We start from the raw sequence: 16,521 nt of genomic DNA, 5'->3' as shown, positions 1-16,521 counted from the left end.
TTACTATTTCTCCAGGCTTACCGTTTTAAGACGCAGCGCGTTGGTTATGACAAAGACACTGGACAGCGCCATAGCACCTGCCGCCAGCATAGGCGACAGCAAAATACCAAAAAACGGATACAGTACGCCGGCGGCAACAGGAATCAGTGCGGTATTATAGGCAAACGCCCAGAATAAATTCTGATGAATATTACGCATGGTTGCTTCCGACAAGGCGAAGGACTGCTGCACCACGGTCAGGTTGTCTGACATCAGTACCACATCGGCGGATTCAATCGCCACGTCGGTGCCGGTACCAATAGCAAAACCCACATCAGCAGAGGCCAATGCCGGCGCATCGTTAATACCGTCACCTACAAATATGACTTGACCCCACTCCTTCTTAAGGCGCTTTACGGCATCCACTTTGCCATCGGGTTTAACGTTAGCCACCACTTCGTCAATGCCCAGTTCTTTGGCAATGCGTTTTGCAGTGGACTCGGCATCTCCTGTGACCATTGCCGTTTTCAGGCCGTCATCATGCAAGCGCTTAATCAGCTCTTTGGCGCTGGATTTAATCGGATCATCCTGAGTAAATACCGCAGCCAGCTTTCCATCGACCGACACATAAATGGGCGTACGGCCACTTTCAGACCAGTTTTTCGCGTCATCGGGTTCGTTATCCAGCGAAATATTGTTGTCCTGCATCAACTCGCTGGTACCAATATAAAGTGTTTTACCATCGACTTTACCCGTAGCACCCAAGCCGGAAATGGCTTCAAAGCTGTCGGGTTCGCTGATATTAACGCCCTCATCTTTGGCATAGTTGACCAGAGCTTCTGCAGTGGGGTGTTCTGACTTAGCTTCAACCGAGGCAGCTAATGTCAGCACCTCTTTTTCATCAAAGTCACTCAGGGTAAGCCAGTCGGTAATGGTTGGTTTGCCTTCTGTCAGTGTACCGGTTTTATCAAAAATAACGCCTTTCGACTGCTGCAACGCCTGCAGAGCACTGCCCTGACGGAACAGTACGCCCATTTCAGCACCGCGACCTGTACCCACCATAATAGACGTAGGCGTTGCCAGCCCCATCGCGCAGGGGCAGGCAATTATTAACACGGCCACCGCGTTTACCAAAGCGAATGTGAGTGCTGACTCACTGGCCGCAAAGTACCACACCACAAAGGTCAGCAGCGCCACCAGCATGACAGCCGGCACAAACCATAACGTTATACGGTTCACGGTATCCTGAATCGGCAGTTTACTGCCCTGAGCCTGCTCGACCATACGGATGATCTGCGCCAGCACTGTGCCTTCGCCGGTCGCCGTCACTTTAAACCGCAGCGTCCCTTTTTCGTTCAGGGTACCGCCGACCACTTTGTCGCCTTTCTCTTTATGCACCGGCTCGGGTTCGCCGGTTATCATGGCTTCGTTCACATAGCTGTCACCGGAAGACACTTCGCCATCCAGTGCAATACGCTCGCCCGGACGCACTTCAATTTCATCACCTTTACCCAGTTCAGCAATATCGACTTCAGTCACCTCACCGTCCCGCACGACTCGTGCGGTTTTACTTTGCAGACTCATCAGTCGCTGAATAGCATCGGACGTATGGCTTTTGGCACGCGCTTCCATAAAGCGCCCGGCCAGAATCAGCGTGACAATAACCGCCGAAGCTTCGAAGTAAACGTTCACTGACTCGCTCGGCAGCCAGGACGGAAACACCGTGGCTACTACCGAGTAACCCCAGGCTGCGGTAGCACCCAAAGCCACCAGAGAATTCATGTCCGGCGCCCCACGGAATAGCGCAGGAATACCTAGTTTATAAAAGCGCGACCCAGGAACCGCCAGTACGACGGTAGTAAGCACTAACTGTATCCACCAGCTGGTTTGTAAGCCCAGTGAGTTATGCACCCACTCGGAAAATACCGGCACCATATGGTTGCCCATAGCAAGGATAAACACCGGTAACGTCAACAGAGCTGAAAGCCATAACTGGCCTTTTAACGTTCGCATCTCCTTTGCCTGTTGCTCACGTTGCTCACGCATTTGCTTATCGCGATCAAGCACTTCGTGGGCATCATAGCCCGCACCTTTCACCGCCTTAATCAGATCATTGACAGAAACGTTGTCAGAGTAAGTTACTTCGGCACTGTCCGACGCCAGATTCACCGAGGCATCTTCAACACCATCCAGACCATTAAGCGCCTTATCGACACGTCCAACGCAGGACGCACAACTCATACCTTCAATACTTAAACGAACGGAATTACTCATCACTACCTCCGTCGGCCTCTGCAGGTTTCAACCACAGCAGCAGCCAAAACACGACCAACTGCGCCAGCTCAACATAACGTTGCATGGCACCGCGCACCTCTGCCAGCTCTGGATTAATCATCAATACAAAGCCTAAAGCAATAATCACTGACAGCAGGACAAACGCGCAACGCACCGGCCAGGTAGTTCTTGGTGTAAAGGTCAGCAGCAAGGTGCCCAGCGCGAAGCCAAAGTAACTGACTATGCTGATAATATTATGTAACGCTTGAGAGCTGGAACCATCCGTCGGACAGCCCAGGTCACAGGGCGCTATAGCCGCACCGAGATAAGCAACCGGATAGAAAAACAGTAACGCCCAGCCTAAATGACTGATGCCTTGCACCCGCAAATGCGGCCGGGCTGTTAACAAAACGCCGAAGGAAATCATCGCCAGAGGAATAAAACCCACCCAGCCAAAAGCGCCCGCCGCGGTACTGCCGGTGGCATTAATTTCACTGATGTACTGGCTGACATGTGAAAAGTCGTCTTTTACCCAGGTTGCCACCAACTGCAGCCCAACCCAAAACAAGGTCAGAATAATGAGTTGCGGCATCACTGGAGAGCTTTTCGTCGGTGCGTTTTGCATGTAGCCTCCTCGGCTGTATTAATGTGATAATCTTTCACTACAGTGTAAACCAAGATGGGAACAGATTGTGAATATTCAAGTGCTTGGCTGCAGCGGTGGACTCAGCGGCGACAACAAAGGCGGTTCAACCTGTATTCAGCTCAATCATAACATTGTGATTGACGCAGGCACCGGTCTGAATCAACTCAGCCTGGCACAAATGCACCAAGTTCGGCATGTGTTTTTAACCCATTCACACATGGACCACATAGCGGCGCTTCCTACCTTTTTAAGTAACCAGTACGGAAGTGAGCACTTACCCGTCACCGTATACGCACAGGCTCATACCCTGGAGAAGCTGAAGAATAACATTTTTAACGGCGATATCTGGCCTGAACTCAGCAGCATGACCGAAGGACCGGAGCCGATACTAACCTTTAAAGAAATTCACCCGGGTGAATGCATAGAGCTTGAAGGTATGGAAATTAAAGCTTTTGCCGTCGAGCACAGCGTGCCAACAGTCGGTTACAGCGTAAAAAGCCACGGCAAACACTTTGTCTTCCCTGCCGATACCATTGCCGGCAAGCAACTGACCGAACAGCTTAACCGCTTAGGCCATATCGACACCCTAATGCTGGAATGCGCTTTTCCCGACGAGTTACTGCAGGTTGCAGAGAAAACCAAACACATGACCCCTGGCTTACTTGAAAGCGCCCTGAAAAGCTTAGAGCAACAACCCGTTGAGCTTTGGGTAACTCACCTGAAACCCAGCTACGAAATTGCCCTGCGCAAAACCTTAGCAACCAACCCACCGCATAAAAATACGGTGGTGTTGTAATCTGACATTTATATCAGGTGAGATACCATGGATAGCGAGCGCCCCAACGGTTGCAGGGACTATTGAGGAGGTGTGCAGCGCGAGCTGCAAGAGGCATCAAACCCGTGGGCTTTCTGCTGTAGGAGTGTCGAAGGCCATGGATGGCCTTCGTCAAGCGTTCAGGGATGAACTTGCAGCGTCTCCGTAAGCAGAAAGCCCACGGGGTAGCCGAATTGCAGTTCGCGCCGCCCAGCTACCCGAGGTGCTTACGGGCGTTGCGGAACATGCGCATCCACGGGCTGTCTTCGCCCCATTCATCAGGGTGCCAACTGTTGGCTACGGTACGGAACACGCGCTCAGGGTGCGGCATCATTGCGGTCACACGACCATCGTCACTGGTTACCGCAGTAATACCTTTGGGTGAACCATTCGGGTTAGCCGGATACTGCTTAGCCACTTCACCCCAGTTATCAATGTAACGCAACGCAACCTGGCCACTTTGTTCTAGCTGCGACTGTTGCTGAGGGTTAGCAAATTCAGCGCGGCCTTCACCATGAGACACCGCAATTGGCATACGCGATCCCGCCATGTCACCTAAGAAAACCGACTGAGATTCCTGCACTTCCACCAGGCTAAAGCGCGCTTCAAAACGCTCGCTGCGGTTAGTTACAAAACGTGGCCAGTGCTCGGTTCCCGGAATGAGCTGCTTCAGCGTGGATAGCATCTGACAGCCGTTACACACACCCAGTGCCAGCGTGTCATTACGGTTAAAGAAAGCTTCAAACTGCTCACGAGCACGGTCGTTAAATAAAATAGACTTAGCCCAGCCCTCACCGGCACCTAAAACGTCACCGTAAGAGAAGCCTCCACAAGCCGCCAGTGCCTGCATGTCTTGTAACGACACACGACCGGCTAAAATGTCGCTCATGTGAACATCAACCGCTTCAAAACCCGCACGGTCAAAGGCAGCTGCCATTTCGTAATGCGAGTTGACGCCCTGTTCACGCAGAATCGCGACTTTAGGCGCCACACCTTTGGCAATATAAGGTGCCGCAATGTCTTCAGACGGGTCAAAGGTTAAATCGGCCTGTAAACCCGGGTTGTCGGCACGCTGTTTCAGGCGAAACTCTTCATCAGCACACACCGGGTTGTCACGCAGGCGCTGCATATGATGCGTGGTTTCGCCCCACACCGTACGCCAGTGCGTGCGACTCTGCGCCAGAACCTCATTTCCATTACGGGTAAAAATAATGGCGTCTTCATGTGTTGGCTCACCAATGCGTTTAACACAGTCGCCTAAGCCAGCCTCGCTGTAAGCTTCCATCACTTGCTGATACTGCTCGTCGCTGACCTGAATAACAGCGCCCAGCTCTTCATTAAACAGAACCGCTAAATTGTCTTCGCCTAATTCATCCAGTGCCACTTTAGCACCGCAGTTTCCGGCAAACGCCATTTCCGCTACGGTGGTGAACAGTCCGCCGTCTGAACGGTCATGGTAGGCCAGTAAACGCCCTTCGGTAACCAACTGCTGTGTGGTGTTAAAGAAGGCTTTAAAGGCTTCGGTATCGTCTAAGTCTGGCGTGTGTTGCCCCAACTGCTGGTATACCTGCGCCAGCGCTGAACCGCCTAAGCGGTTCTGACCTTTACCTAAATCAATTAATACCAGATGCGACTGGCCTTTGTCGGTACGCAATTGCGGCGTTAAGGTTGCGCGAATGTCATTCACCCGGCCAAACGCCGTAATCACCAAACTCATTGGCGCAGTCACGGCTTTGTCTTCGCCGTCTTCCTGCCACTGAGTTTTCATCGACATGGAGTCTTTACCCACCGGGATGGTAATACCCAGTTCCGGACACAGCTCTTCACCTACCGCTTTAACAGCCTCGTACAAGCCGGCGTCTTCGCCCGGGTGACCAGCTGCGCACATCCAGTTAGCCGATAATTTAATGCGTTTTAAGTCGCCAATGTCCGCAGCGGCAATATTAGTCAGAGATTCAGCTACCGCCATACGGGCCGAAGCGCCAAAGTTCAATAGCGCCAACGGTGTGCGCTCGCCCATGGCCATAGCTTCACCGTGGTAGCTGTCATAACTGGACGCGGTTACCGCAACATCAGCCACCGGTATCTGCCACGGACCAACCATTTGGTCTCTGGCAACCAAACCGGTAACACTGCGATCACCAATGGTAATTAAGAAGGTTTTCTCAGCAATGGCCGGTAAGCGCAATAAGCGATCAGCGGCGTCATTCAAGTCAGCCGCTTCCAGATGCAATGGCGTACCTTCGGCCTGCAAGCGGGCTACGTCGCGGTGCATCTTCGGCGGCTTGCCTAACAATACGTCTAGTGACAAATCAATGGGCTGATTCAAGAACTTGGCATCGTTCAGTAAAATGGTGAGCTCTTCAGTCGCTTCACCAATAACCGCGTATTCTGCACGCTCGCGCTCACACAAAGCTTCAAAACGCGCCATATTCTCCGGTGCAATAGCAATAACGTAACGTTCCTGCGACTCATTGCACCAAATTTCCAGCGGGGTCATGCCGGGCTCATCGTTTGGTATTTCGCGCAGTTCAAAGCGACCACCACGACCACCATCACTAACCAGTTCCGGCATCGCATTCGACAGGCCACCAGCCCCTACGTCGTGAATAAAGGCAATAGGGTTATCGGCCCCTAGCTGCCAGCAACGGTCAATCACTTCCTGACAGCGGCGTTCCATTTCCGGGTTTTCACGCTGTACTGAAGCAAAATCTAAATCTTCTGTCGACTCACCCGACGCCATAGAAGACGCCGCGCCGCCACCTAAACCAATGTTCATTGCCGGGCCACCTAGTACAACCAGCTTAGCGCCAACCGGAATATCACCTTTTTGTACATGGGCTTCACGAATATTGCCTAAACCACCGGCAATCATAATTGGCTTATGGTAACCACGGGGCTCGCGCCCATTGTGGCTGTCGACCGTTTGCTCGTAAGTACGGAAGTAGCCGGTCAGCGCGGGACGACCAAATTCATTGTTAAAGGCTGCGCCGCCTAATGGACCTTCCAGCATAATATCCAGCGCCGAAACAATACGCGCTGGTTTGCCGTAGTTTTCTTCCCACGGCTGCTTAAAGCCAGGAATGTTCAGGTTAGACACACTGAAACCAACCAGACCCGCTTTGGGTTTGGAGCCCACACCGGTAGCGCCTTCATCGCGAATTTCACCGCCGGAGCCGGTTGCGGCACCCGGGTAAGGAGAAATCGCGGTTGGGTGGTTATGCGTTTCCACCTTCATCAAAATATGCACCGGTTCGTGGCTGTAGCCATAGCTCATACTGTCCGGCTGCGGGTAGAAACGCCCGGCTTCATGGCCTTCCATAACAGCAGCGTTGTCTTTGTAGGCCGACAACACGTAGTCCGGTGTGGTTTCAAAGGTGTTTTTAATCATTTTGAACAGCGACTTAGGCTGTTCCGCGCCGTCTATGGTCCAGTCGGCGTTAAAAATCTTGTGGCGACAATGCTCAGAGTTTGCCTGGGCAAACATATAAAGCTCAATGTCGTTAGGGTTACGGTTCAGCTTGCGGAAATTTTCTACCAGATAATCAATTTCGTCATCGGCCAGAGCCAGACCTAAGCTGATATTTGCCTGTGCCAGAGCTTCACGGCCGCCTGCCAGAATATCCACCGAAGACAATGGCTGCGGTTCCTGCGAGCGGAATAGCTGCTGCGCGTCATTCATGTCGTACAAAACACTTTCGGTCATACGATCATGCAACAGTAACGCCGCTTGCTTCAGCTCTTCAGCCGACAAGTCACCCTGTAGATAGAAAGCCACACCACGCTCAACACGATGAATACTTTTCAAGCCACAGTTGTGGGCAATGTCAGTGGCCTTTGAAGCCCAGGGAGAAATAGTACCAATGCGGGGAGTAACCAATACCAGAGCACCGTGAGGCTCGTGTGCCGGCATTTCAGGGCCGTACTTCAGTAACTGAACCAATACGGAACGGTGTTCGTCGCTCAGTTCATTATGCAAATCAACAAAGTGCTGATACTCGGCATAAAGCTCTTTGACAGGAATTCCTGCCTGTTTCAGTTGTTCAAGTTGCTTCGTTGTTTTGAAGGCTGATAAGGCAGGTGCACCGCGGTAGATTTCCACAAGCAAGGTCTCCAAAGCTGGGCGATTTTTGCTGGCAGATTATACAGTAGCCTGACATTTATGTCAGGTGGAATATCGAACCTGACGTGAACGTCCGGCTACTCGACTTTGGCTGTACCTTCGCGGTTCACTATGCGAAACCACTTTTCGCGTCTATCGATGATGCGTTGTCTGCGCTTACGGATAACAGCGCGGCGGCGGGAATTATTCTCACGTCTGAGGCGGTTGGCTCGCATAGACTTTGGCCTTTATTGCGTTGAAAGACCTGTTCAGCTTACCTTGCCGCCTCAGTTTTATGCAATGACTTTATGCAGGCTTATCTTTAATGACTAAGGTTTTAGCAAAAATATCGTGTAAGCCCTGTTTCTTCTCGGTAAAGGCAATCATGATAAAACCAATTAACAGAATCAGCGCAGAAATAATCTTAGACCAGTAACGAATGTTTGCCTGACCAAAACCAATTTGCTGACCTTCCATATTCGTTACTTTCAGACCCAGCACTTTCTTACCCGGCGTTGCCTGCCAGCCTGAAATTTCAAAAATGGTAAAGTACAACCACTGCCCGATAAGGCCAATCGCATAACCAACACCGCCGGCCGCCATTTCAATACTCTGCATTGAGGAGCCAGCCGCGCCCATAAAAATACCAATAAAAATGCCAACAATGGCACCAATAAGCATCAACCCAACCTGGGTAATAATCGCATCTATAATTGCGGCAACAAAACGTAACCAAAAACCACCGTGACGAAATTCCATTTGTTTCTCCATGTTGTTATTTTTACGTTAAAGTGCCTGATAAGGCTGGCTCTGTCAATTGGCTTATCGGCTTAATTTGCGTAACTCAACTGAATGTGGAAAGATCAGCCGCCTATCAGTAAAAGGACCTGTTATGAATGAACTCCAATCCGACGTTTGGTACATAGTAAGAACCAAGCCAAAGCAGGAAGAGCGCGCCATTTTAAACTTAGAAAACCAGGGGTTTGAGGTGTTTGCGCCGGAGTTAACAGTGAAAAAAGTGCGCAGAGGTGTACGTACATCGGTGGTTGAGCGTATGTTTCCGGGCTATGTCTTTGTGAAACCCGATGACATTATCGAGCAATTTTACAAACTTCGCAGTACCTATGGTGTCGCCGGAGTATTACGTTTTGGCGATAACATTCCAAAAGTCCCTCAAAGCTGGATAGACCAAATGCGGGGCGTAGATCAACTAACCGACGAGCAAGCCCCCCAAGTGGGCGACACCGTCGAAATTCAGCAAGGTCCCTTCCGTGGGTTCCTTGCCAAAATTGTCAAGCTGGATGGTGAATCACGCTGCTTTGTTATGCTGGAATGGATGCAAAAAGAAGTTAAAGCTAACTTCAGTTACAAAGAGCTGCAATTCCAGTAGTATCAGGCTACGCGTTTGCGTAGCCCCAGAGCGATAAGCCCCAATAAAACCAACCAGCCGGCGTGTCCGCCGCTACTGCTTTCTGACGGCGCTGCACTTACCGTGAAGTTAACGCTGTCACTCTCGCTGTTACCTTCGGTGTCGCTTGCACTCAGTCGATACTGGTATTGACCGGCAGATAAGCTTCCAACAGACGCAGTAACCGTATCGCCGGATAGGCTGACATTAGAAACTTCGGTTTCGCTGCCATCGCTATTTACCCGGACAATCTCAATGCTGGATGTGTCCAAATTCTCGTCCTCGTCAGTTACAGTAGCGGTTAACGTCACTGTCTGACCCTCTACAGTATTGCTGGCCCGGAAACCGCTAATACTAGGAGCTATTGCTCTTGGCTCAACAGTTAGTGAGACCGTGACGCTCTCACTGCCGTCACTAAAGTCGACACGCAGTGGCACAGATAACGCTTCATCTACCATCGGTGTATCACCCGACAGCTGAATTCGACGCTCACCTTCAACTTCAGGGTCAACTTCCGTAGCGCTAAAGTTTGAAATGAAGCCTTCGGGTTCTTCCACGCTGATAACAACGTCGTTAGGGACATTATAAACACTCACCGCAGAATTCACAGCTAACAGTTCGCCAATGCTTTCTCCCTGACTAACAAATACCTGTGCAGATCCGCCAAGCGTTCTGGATGGATCTATCCAAACCCCAGTAGAAACAGAAAAATCAGGTGCATCGGTATTCACCACTTTCAAAGGAAGATGATACGGATTATGCACATTGTTTTTGTCTAATCCTGCGCTAATATCAGCAAGCGACTGTTTTAACGTTATGGTCATAATTCTGACGCTACTATCACCGATCACTTCCCAACTGAACCACTCAGCCGCATTGTCGATACCAATTTGTTGACTAACGTCTGTGCCGCTGGCTGTCACGGGCCGAGCCAGCTGAATTGATTCATTTGCGGTTTCTGGATCGGACAAATTAACAGCTATAACAGCTTCATCACCTGCCTCTGCAAGGCTTAATACATTTTCATCAACTAATAAGTAATCAGCCGAGGCGTCCGTATAGTCCCCGCTAAAACTCGCGTTACTCACAAAGCGCCAACGTGCCGCATTAGCGTTAACTTCTTCAACGGCAATAACACAAATGCTGTCAGGAAGAGAGCTCGCCGCGTAGCTAACGGTATTATCGGAAACACCTGCGTCATCTAACAACGCTTGTTGTGATATACCGGTATACCCTTCACAAGCTCCGGCGCCAATAACATACTTATCAGAGTTCTCAACGCGCGGCCAACTGAACGTCAGAGAATCATTCCCAATACGCTCAACCTGCATACTGTCAATATTGGTGCGTGAACTGTTATTTGCCCAAATAATACTGCTGCGCTGAGCCGCCAGGCTGGCATCGGCTGCATCAATTTCAGAAGCCGCTTTACCCAGTGGCACACCATAGTTTCCATCAACTAAGTCCGGGCTTGAGTAGGCAGCTTCACTGACACACTCGCCTTCACTGAATTCGCTACGACACACAGAACCATAAGACATGGTCGTATAAAAACGTCCCTGCCCGTCGATAAAACCATAAGGAATATGAAAGTCTTCCTGGTCACCTTCGCCACCGCTGGCGTTATCAGCCAATGTGTAACGATCGTGACGCAGGCCGAAGTTATGACCCACTTCGTGCGCAACCGTCCCTGTTCCCATACAACTTAATGCCGTATAACCGGCATTGGCACCACCGCTGACAAAGCTCACCCGGTTGTTACTGGTACTAAAGTCAGAAGCTCTAAATGCAATTCCGCATACGTCCGGGTTATCAGCCCCGATAAAATGCACCACATCGGCTTGATATCGGTCTATTAAACGAACCATTCTTTGGTCGTCGATAAGCTCATCCAATAAGGGATCCGGGTTTTCATTAGGGAAGTCGGTAGTGCTTTCGGGGCGAAACGGCTCCATTCCGGCAACAGTCATGGTTACCGGGACACCAGAGCGTTGAAATATACTATTGCTGGTGTCTACTGCACCTTGAATAGCCAGTTCCAAATCGTAATCGTTCTCTTCGGCATAACTGACTAAACGGTCGTCATACACAAACAACACGTCGAGTGAGTCATCAAATTCTTGTACTTCTTCTGGCTTTTCAGGTGAAAGCGCAACAGAGTTCGATTTTGAAGGTACAGGTAAAGCTCTGGCATCAAGACTTAATGCCTTCTGATGCTCGGTGAACCGGCGCTTAGGCTCAGCCGGCGGCAGATTCGTGTTCTCTGTAACGGTTTTACCATCCACTCGGCGAATAATGACAGAGCCAAGTTGCGGATGAGTAATTGAGATAAGCTGATTGTCACCACGTTGATGTAAAAAGCCTAAATGCTGAGTGTCACCCGACGCGTTCTCAAAGGTCAGCCGATAACTGTTAGCGGACGACAAACGCTCGGCAAGCGTCGCTTCTATAATCTGGTTCTCTACAGACAGTTCAATACTGTCACCCAAACTTTGAGCGGCGGCAAACATCGGCGTGAGCACCATTACTGCCGCAGCTATTGTCTTCTTGTACATTTATTTTCGTTCCTATACGTTTACTGCTTTCCTGACGTGAGGATCTCACCTGACATGAATGTCAGGCTACATCACCGGGCATAAGGCTAAAGCCGTCCTTGCTCATCAAGATATTTTAGTGTGTCGTAAAAACGACGAATGTTTCCAACATAAGTTACCGGCTCATCGCCACGCGCAAAGCCATAGCGGGTATGACGGTAAAATTGTTTTTGCCGAAGCAGGGGTAAACGCTTCTTCACATCAACCCAACGGTCCGGGTTGCCACCCTGACGCTCCGTTATTATTCGCGCATCTTCTAAATGCCCGAATCCGATATTATACGCAGCTAATGCGAACCATGTCCTGTCCGGTTGCGGAATTCTTGCCGGAACCCGGTTCAGCATGCGTTCCAAATAACGGGCACCACCGCGAATACTCTGCTCTGCGTTCAATCGGCTCTTAACCCCCATAGCCTTGGCGGTAGGCAGGGTTAGCATCATCATGCCCCTAACGCCAGTGGGCGATACAGCACGCGGGTTCCACAATGACTCCTGATAAGAAATTGCCGCCAGCAGGCGCCAGTCAAGCGAACCAGAATGTTCTTTAAAGGTTTCCTGGTAAATCGGTAATATTTTATCTACCGCCTCAATAAATAAGCTGGTGGTCACATAATTAAATTGTTTTACGTGGCCAAAGTGCTGCTCTTTAATGTGCGCCAGCCGACCGCTTGCACGAATTTCACCAAAATATTCCACCACGGCAGAAAACAACGAATCATCGTCGCCCTGCGGCAGAGCCCAGGCAATATCCTGATCATGCTTTACGGTAAAGGCCACGCTTAAATCCGGATGGAAACGCCGCTGAATATCCAGCGCCGTACTGTCGGTTATGGTGTAGTCAATCTCTTCATTAATCACCATTTGCAGCAACTCTACCGCATCATGGTCGCGAGTTGCGCGCCAGTTCAGGGTAGGAATGCTATCGCCTAAACTTTTCAGAAACTCGTGGTGAGAGCTGCCTTCCACCACCACAATTTCGCCATCGGTAATTTGCTGCAAGTCACGTGGACGCTGCCGCGAGCCCTGCTTAAACACCACTTTCTGGCTAATCACATCGTACGGAGGGCCAAAACGAAACAGACGCGCCCGTGTTGAGGTGCGGTCAATTCCGGCCGCGACAATATCAATTTCCCCCCGGCGCAGCATAGTGAAGAGATCATTCACATCAAACCGCGGCACCATTTCCAGCTCAACACCTAAGCGATCAGCAAAGCGTTTTGCTAAGTCGTATTCAAAACCTTGCTCACGGTCATGGTCAAAATAGTAGCTGGTGGGGTTCATTAAGGTTCCCACCCGTAATACCTGACGTTCTTTAACAACGGTCATGGCATCGGGGCGGGTTTGAGGACTGCAGGCCGTTACTAAGCTAACGGCAAGCAGCAATAAAACAAACAGCGATACTGCAGACTTCGGCATATTAGAGTGATTCCAGCGCCCAATTCACATAAAGCTCAGTACCGGTTTTCAGTGCGTCTTCGTCGGCATAGAAGTGCGGCGAATGGTTACTGGGCTCGTTGGCCATATCACGCTCCGGAGGCGTAACACCTAAGAATACAAACATGCCCGGTACTTCCAGTGCATAATAAGAGAAGTCTTCCGCGCCGGTTACTAACGGCACTTCCTGCACTTTATCGGCACCGGCAACCGCTTTAGTCACTGGCAGCATCTGCTCAACTAAGTCTGCGTCGTTGCTGGTTACCGGGTAACCCAGGTCAACGTGCACATGGGCTTCAGCGCCATTAGCTTCTGCGGTTTTTTCTGCAGTCAGCTTCAGTTTATCGTGAATATCCGAACGAATATCCATGTCAAAGTTGCGGATAGTACCAATTAAGGTGACTTCATCGGGAATGATGTTGTTACGCACACCACCTTCAACAATACCAAAGGACAATACCGCCGGTGCCTTAGTAATATTGGTCTGGCGACTAATAATAGTTTGTGCGTTATTAATAATTTGCGCTGAAGTCACAATAGGATCCACGCCACCCCAGGGGGTTGAACCATGTGTCTGCTTACCTTTGACTTTAATTTCAAACTGGTCAGAAGAAGCCATCAATGGGCCCTTACGATAACCCACATGCCCTGTCGGAAAGCCTGCCCAAACATGAATACCAAAAACTTTTTCTGGCTTGTTGTCGGCAAACAGACCTTCTTCCAGCATCAGTTCAGCACCGCCCTCTTCACCTTCAGGCGCACCTTCTTCTGCCGGCTGGAAAATAAACATCACATTACCAGCTAACTCGTCTTTCATTTCAGCCAGCTTTTCAGCCGCACCCATTAACATAGCTACGTGGGTATCGTGTCCGCAGGCGTGCATGACACCCACTTCGTTACCGCGATACTCAGACTTTACCGTCGACTTAAACGGCACGTCGGTTTGTTCAGTGACCGGCAGTGCATCCATATCGGCGCGCAGCGCAATGGTAGGGCCGGGTTTACCGCCTTTAAGCAGGCCCACAACACCGGTATGCGCCACACCCGTTTCCACTTCCATGCCCAGAGAGCGTAAATGCTCAGCCACCATTTTTGCGGTTTCGAACTCACGGTTACTCAGTTCAGGGTTAGCATGAATATGCCGGCGCCATTCAATAACCTGAGCTTCTAAATCACTGCTGACTTTTACCGGCGACTGTTGCGCCGCCGCTTGTGCGCTAAAACCAAAGCTGCTGGCCAGCATTAAGCTAATAACGAGCTTTTTCATTATTCTCTCCTGCATAGGTGCGGATTGTTGTTCTGGTACTGGGTAATATCCTGCGCTAAAATCGCCGCCATGACAACCGATGAAATCTACATGCAGCGAGCATTAGAGCTTGCTGAACAAGCGCAAAAAGCCGACGAAGTGCCCGTTGGCGCGGTGTTGGTCATGGACGGAAGAATTGTTGGCGAAGGTTACAATCAGGTAATTTCTTTGTCCGACCCTTCTGCCCATGCCGAAGCTCAGGCTATTCGCGCAGCAGGTCAGGCTATCGATAACTATCGGTTGGTCAACTCTACGCTGTACGTCACTTTAGAGCCCTGCGCCATGTGTGCCGGTCTGATAACCCATGCCCGTGTTAAGCGTTTAGTCTTTGGCGCCACCGACCCTCGTACCGGCGCTACCGGCACCGCCATTGATGTCATTAATCACGCATCGATGAACCACAAAGTTGAGGTTCAAAGCGGCGTACTGGCAGAAGAATGCGGCGATATTTTACGACGCTTTTTCCGCGCCCGCCGCAAGTCTGCCAAAGTTAACGCTAAATAAGCATACCCGTTATTGCATAAGCCACGGTTGCGCCTAACCCGGCCAGCAACGCATAAGGCAACTGGGTGCGAACATGGTCAATATGTTCAACGCCCGAGGCCATAGACGCAATAATGGTGGTATCTGAAATGGGTGATGCATGGTCACCAAAAATTCCGCCGGAAATTGCCGCCGCAATAAAAGGCGCAGCCGGTAAGCCCAGTGTCATTGCCAGCGGAATAGCCAGTGGCAGCATGATGGCAAAGGTGCCCCAGCTGGAGCCAATAGAAAACCCGGTAATAGCGGACAACACAAAAATCAGCGGTAACAACATCCAAAGTTGCACTGAGCCGTCCAGCGCAGCAGCCAGAAACTCGCCGGTACCTAAGTCACGAGTTAAACCACCCAGCGCAATCGACAACCACAAAATAACCGCCAACGGCAGAATATTCCACGCCCCTTTTAACAGGTAGCGGCCAACATCCATAAGGCTTACCGGTTGCGTCATTAACGTACCCGCCACCGCAAGGCCCAATGCCACATATATAGCAATGAACACACTTAAGGTGCCGTTACCGTCCACCAATACACCGTTTCCGGTTATCAACAACATGACAGGTACCATCACCACTAAAGATATCAGGCTGGTCATCACCACCGCAGTGCCTTTACCAAAGCTGGCCTCTTCATCGGGCCCGTCGCCCCAGGTGTTTTGTGACACCTGATCGGGCACCGCATTCTTCTCAAACGCTTTCATTGGGCCAATATTCCAGTCGAACAAAGCCACAAACAGCGCCAGCAATACTGCAAAAATGGCATAAAAGTTAAAGGCTATAGACTGAATGAACACCAGTAGCGGTTGTTCAACACCCTGGTTTGAAATTAGCGTTAAATTAAACGCCCCCCAGGCATTTAAAGGGATCAGAATACAAATGGCTGCACAGGTTGAATCCACAATATACGCCAGCTTTTCACGCGCTATGCCCAGGCGGTCATAAATAGGTCGTGAGGTTGTGCCCGAAATCATAATGGTCACGTTAGACTCAATAAACACTATAACGCCCAGAACCCAGGTCATTAAGCGGGCCCGGCGTTTGCTTTCAATCCACTGTTTACGCTCTAGCTTTAATACAAACTGTTTGAAGGTGCCGCCGTTTTCCAGCACCCCGAATAAAGCACCAATGCCCAGCGTAAAAAACCACACCAGCATATTACTGGGGTCAACAAGGGTGTCCCAGGTGCTGTTCAGCGTGCCGTAGGCGATATTTTCCGGAGCCGGCCAGAACAACAGAATATTGGCCAGAATAATGCCGCCAATAAGCGCCAGCAGAACTTTTCGGGTAACAATGGCAAATACAATTGCCAGCAAGGAAGGTAAAAGACTGGTCCAGCTCAGTTCCATTGGGTCAGCTAATTAGTGTTTGATAAAGGGAGATTAAAATAATAAACCGCCGCGGGCAATACCAGCGGCGGTTTATTCAT

The 16,521-nt window shown here is 50.4% G+C and carries 12 protein-coding genes; 3 read left to right on the top strand and 9 right to left on the bottom strand.

Annotated elements, in window-relative coordinates:
• Positions 1 to 3: 3 nt before the first annotated feature.
• Together VBY75_RS08700 and VBY75_RS08695 are read right to left on the bottom strand one after the other, a co-directional pair.
• The gene (locus VBY75_RS08700; protein ID WP_416512079.1) at positions 4 to 2,253 is read right to left on the bottom strand and encodes a heavy metal translocating P-type ATPase; all 2,250 of its coding nucleotides are present in this window, start codon (positions 2,251 to 2,253) and stop codon (positions 4 to 6) included.
• A complete protein-coding gene (locus tag VBY75_RS08695; RefSeq protein WP_199494092.1) occupies positions 2,246 to 2,878 on the bottom strand; it encodes a DUF998 domain-containing protein in 633 nt (210 codons plus the stop codon). Before VBY75_RS08695 ends, VBY75_RS08700 begins: the two co-directional genes overlap by 8 nt.
• A gap of 67 nt (positions 2,879 to 2,945) precedes the next feature.
• On the opposite strand from VBY75_RS08695, the gene VBY75_RS08690 reads away from it, so the two are divergent.
• Positions 2,946 to 3,695 carry a 3',5'-cyclic-nucleotide phosphodiesterase gene (locus tag VBY75_RS08690; RefSeq protein WP_416512076.1) on the top strand — a complete coding sequence of 250 codons (750 nt, stop codon included), beginning with the start codon at positions 2,946 to 2,948 and terminating at the stop codon, positions 3,693 to 3,695.
• Between the two features lie 232 nt (positions 3,696 to 3,927).
• Here VBY75_RS08690 and purL read toward each other — a convergent pair whose 3' ends face one another.
• The 3 genes from purL to VBY75_RS08675 form a co-directional block, all read right to left on the bottom strand.
• On the bottom strand, positions 3,928 to 7,815 hold the full coding sequence (purL, locus tag VBY75_RS08685) for a phosphoribosylformylglycinamidine synthase (RefSeq protein ID WP_416512074.1): 3,888 nt from the start codon (positions 7,813 to 7,815) through the stop codon (positions 3,928 to 3,930).
• A gap of 98 nt (positions 7,816 to 7,913) precedes the next feature.
• On the bottom strand, positions 7,914 to 8,051 hold the full coding sequence (locus tag VBY75_RS08680; protein ID WP_155826283.1) for a hypothetical protein: 138 nt from the start codon (positions 8,049 to 8,051) through the stop codon (positions 7,914 to 7,916).
• A gap of 70 nt (positions 8,052 to 8,121) precedes the next feature.
• The gene (locus VBY75_RS08675) at positions 8,122 to 8,574 is read right to left on the bottom strand and encodes an RDD family protein (protein WP_416512072.1); all 453 of its coding nucleotides are present in this window, start codon (positions 8,572 to 8,574) and stop codon (positions 8,122 to 8,124) included.
• 133 nt (positions 8,575 to 8,707) lie between these two features.
• Here VBY75_RS08675 and rfaH point away from each other — a divergent pair, with 133 nt between their 5' ends.
• Positions 8,708 to 9,205, top strand: coding sequence for a transcription/translation regulatory transformer protein RfaH (gene rfaH / locus VBY75_RS08670; RefSeq protein ID WP_054491340.1), 498 nt, complete (start codon positions 8,708 to 8,710; stop codon positions 9,203 to 9,205).
• A 2-nt stretch (positions 9,206 to 9,207) separates the two neighbouring features.
• On the opposite strand, the gene VBY75_RS08665 is transcribed toward rfaH, so the two are convergent.
• From VBY75_RS08665 to VBY75_RS08655, 3 genes are all read right to left on the bottom strand, one after another.
• Positions 9,208 to 11,778: a zinc-dependent metalloprotease family protein gene (locus tag VBY75_RS08665; protein ID WP_416512070.1), complete on the bottom strand. Its 2,571-nt coding sequence runs from the start codon at positions 11,776 to 11,778 to the stop codon at positions 9,208 to 9,210.
• 86 nt (positions 11,779 to 11,864) lie between these two features.
• Complete coding sequence (gene mltF / locus VBY75_RS08660) at positions 11,865 to 13,232, bottom strand: membrane-bound lytic murein transglycosylase MltF (RefSeq protein ID WP_416512068.1); 1,368 nt, start codon at positions 13,230 to 13,232, stop codon at positions 11,865 to 11,867.
• Position 13,233: 1 nt separating this feature from the next.
• A complete protein-coding gene (locus VBY75_RS08655; RefSeq protein ID WP_199494086.1) occupies positions 13,234 to 14,517 on the bottom strand; it encodes an amidohydrolase in 1,284 nt (427 codons plus the stop codon).
• A gap of 69 nt (positions 14,518 to 14,586) precedes the next feature.
• Between VBY75_RS08655 and tadA the strand changes: the two genes are divergently transcribed.
• On the top strand, positions 14,587 to 15,060 hold the full coding sequence (gene tadA, locus VBY75_RS08650) for a tRNA adenosine(34) deaminase TadA (RefSeq protein ID WP_199494149.1): 474 nt from the start codon (positions 14,587 to 14,589) through the stop codon (positions 15,058 to 15,060).
• Here tadA and VBY75_RS08645 read toward each other — a convergent pair.
• Complete coding sequence (locus tag VBY75_RS08645) at positions 15,053 to 16,441, bottom strand: Na+/H+ antiporter NhaC family protein (RefSeq protein ID WP_278358203.1); 1,389 nt, start codon at positions 16,439 to 16,441, stop codon at positions 15,053 to 15,055. The genes tadA and VBY75_RS08645 overlap by 8 nt on opposite strands.
• Positions 16,442 to 16,521 lie beyond the last annotated feature (80 nt).

The sequence above is a fragment of the Idiomarina sp. HB genome (assembly GCF_048059115.1).
GTDB lineage: Bacteria > Pseudomonadota > Gammaproteobacteria > Enterobacterales > Alteromonadaceae > Idiomarina > Idiomarina abyssalis.
The sequence above is the reverse complement of the archived record's forward strand: the minus strand, read 5'-3'. Positions and strand labels throughout refer to the sequence as shown.

Excerpts from the sequence above, each read along its gene's own strand:
- VBY75_RS08700 (WP_416512079.1), bottom strand. The coding sequence starts at position 2,253 with ATGAGTAATTCCGTTCGTTTAAGTATTGAAGGTATGAGTTGTGCGTCC.
- VBY75_RS08695 (WP_199494092.1), bottom strand. The coding sequence starts at position 2,878 with ATGCAAAACGCACCGACGAAAAGCTCTCCAGTGATGCCGCAACTCATT.
- VBY75_RS08680 (WP_155826283.1), bottom strand. The coding sequence starts at position 8,051 with ATGCGAGCCAACCGCCTCAGACGTGAGAATAATTCCCGCCGCCGCGCT.
- VBY75_RS08675 (WP_416512072.1), bottom strand. The coding sequence starts at position 8,574 with ATGGAATTTCGTCACGGTGGTTTTTGGTTACGTTTTGTTGCCGCAATT.
- rfaH (WP_054491340.1), top strand. The coding sequence starts at position 8,708 with ATGAATGAACTCCAATCCGACGTTTGGTACATAGTAAGAACCAAGCCA.
- VBY75_RS08665 (WP_416512070.1), bottom strand. The coding sequence starts at position 11,778 with ATGTACAAGAAGACAATAGCTGCGGCAGTAATGGTGCTCACGCCGATG.
- mltF (WP_416512068.1), bottom strand. The coding sequence starts at position 13,232 with ATGCCGAAGTCTGCAGTATCGCTGTTTGTTTTATTGCTGCTTGCCGTT.
- VBY75_RS08655 (WP_199494086.1), bottom strand. The coding sequence starts at position 14,517 with ATGAAAAAGCTCGTTATTAGCTTAATGCTGGCCAGCAGCTTTGGTTTT.
- tadA (WP_199494149.1), top strand. The coding sequence starts at position 14,587 with ATGACAACCGATGAAATCTACATGCAGCGAGCATTAGAGCTTGCTGAA.
- VBY75_RS08645 (WP_278358203.1), bottom strand. The coding sequence starts at position 16,441 with ATGGAACTGAGCTGGACCAGTCTTTTACCTTCCTTGCTGGCAATTGTA.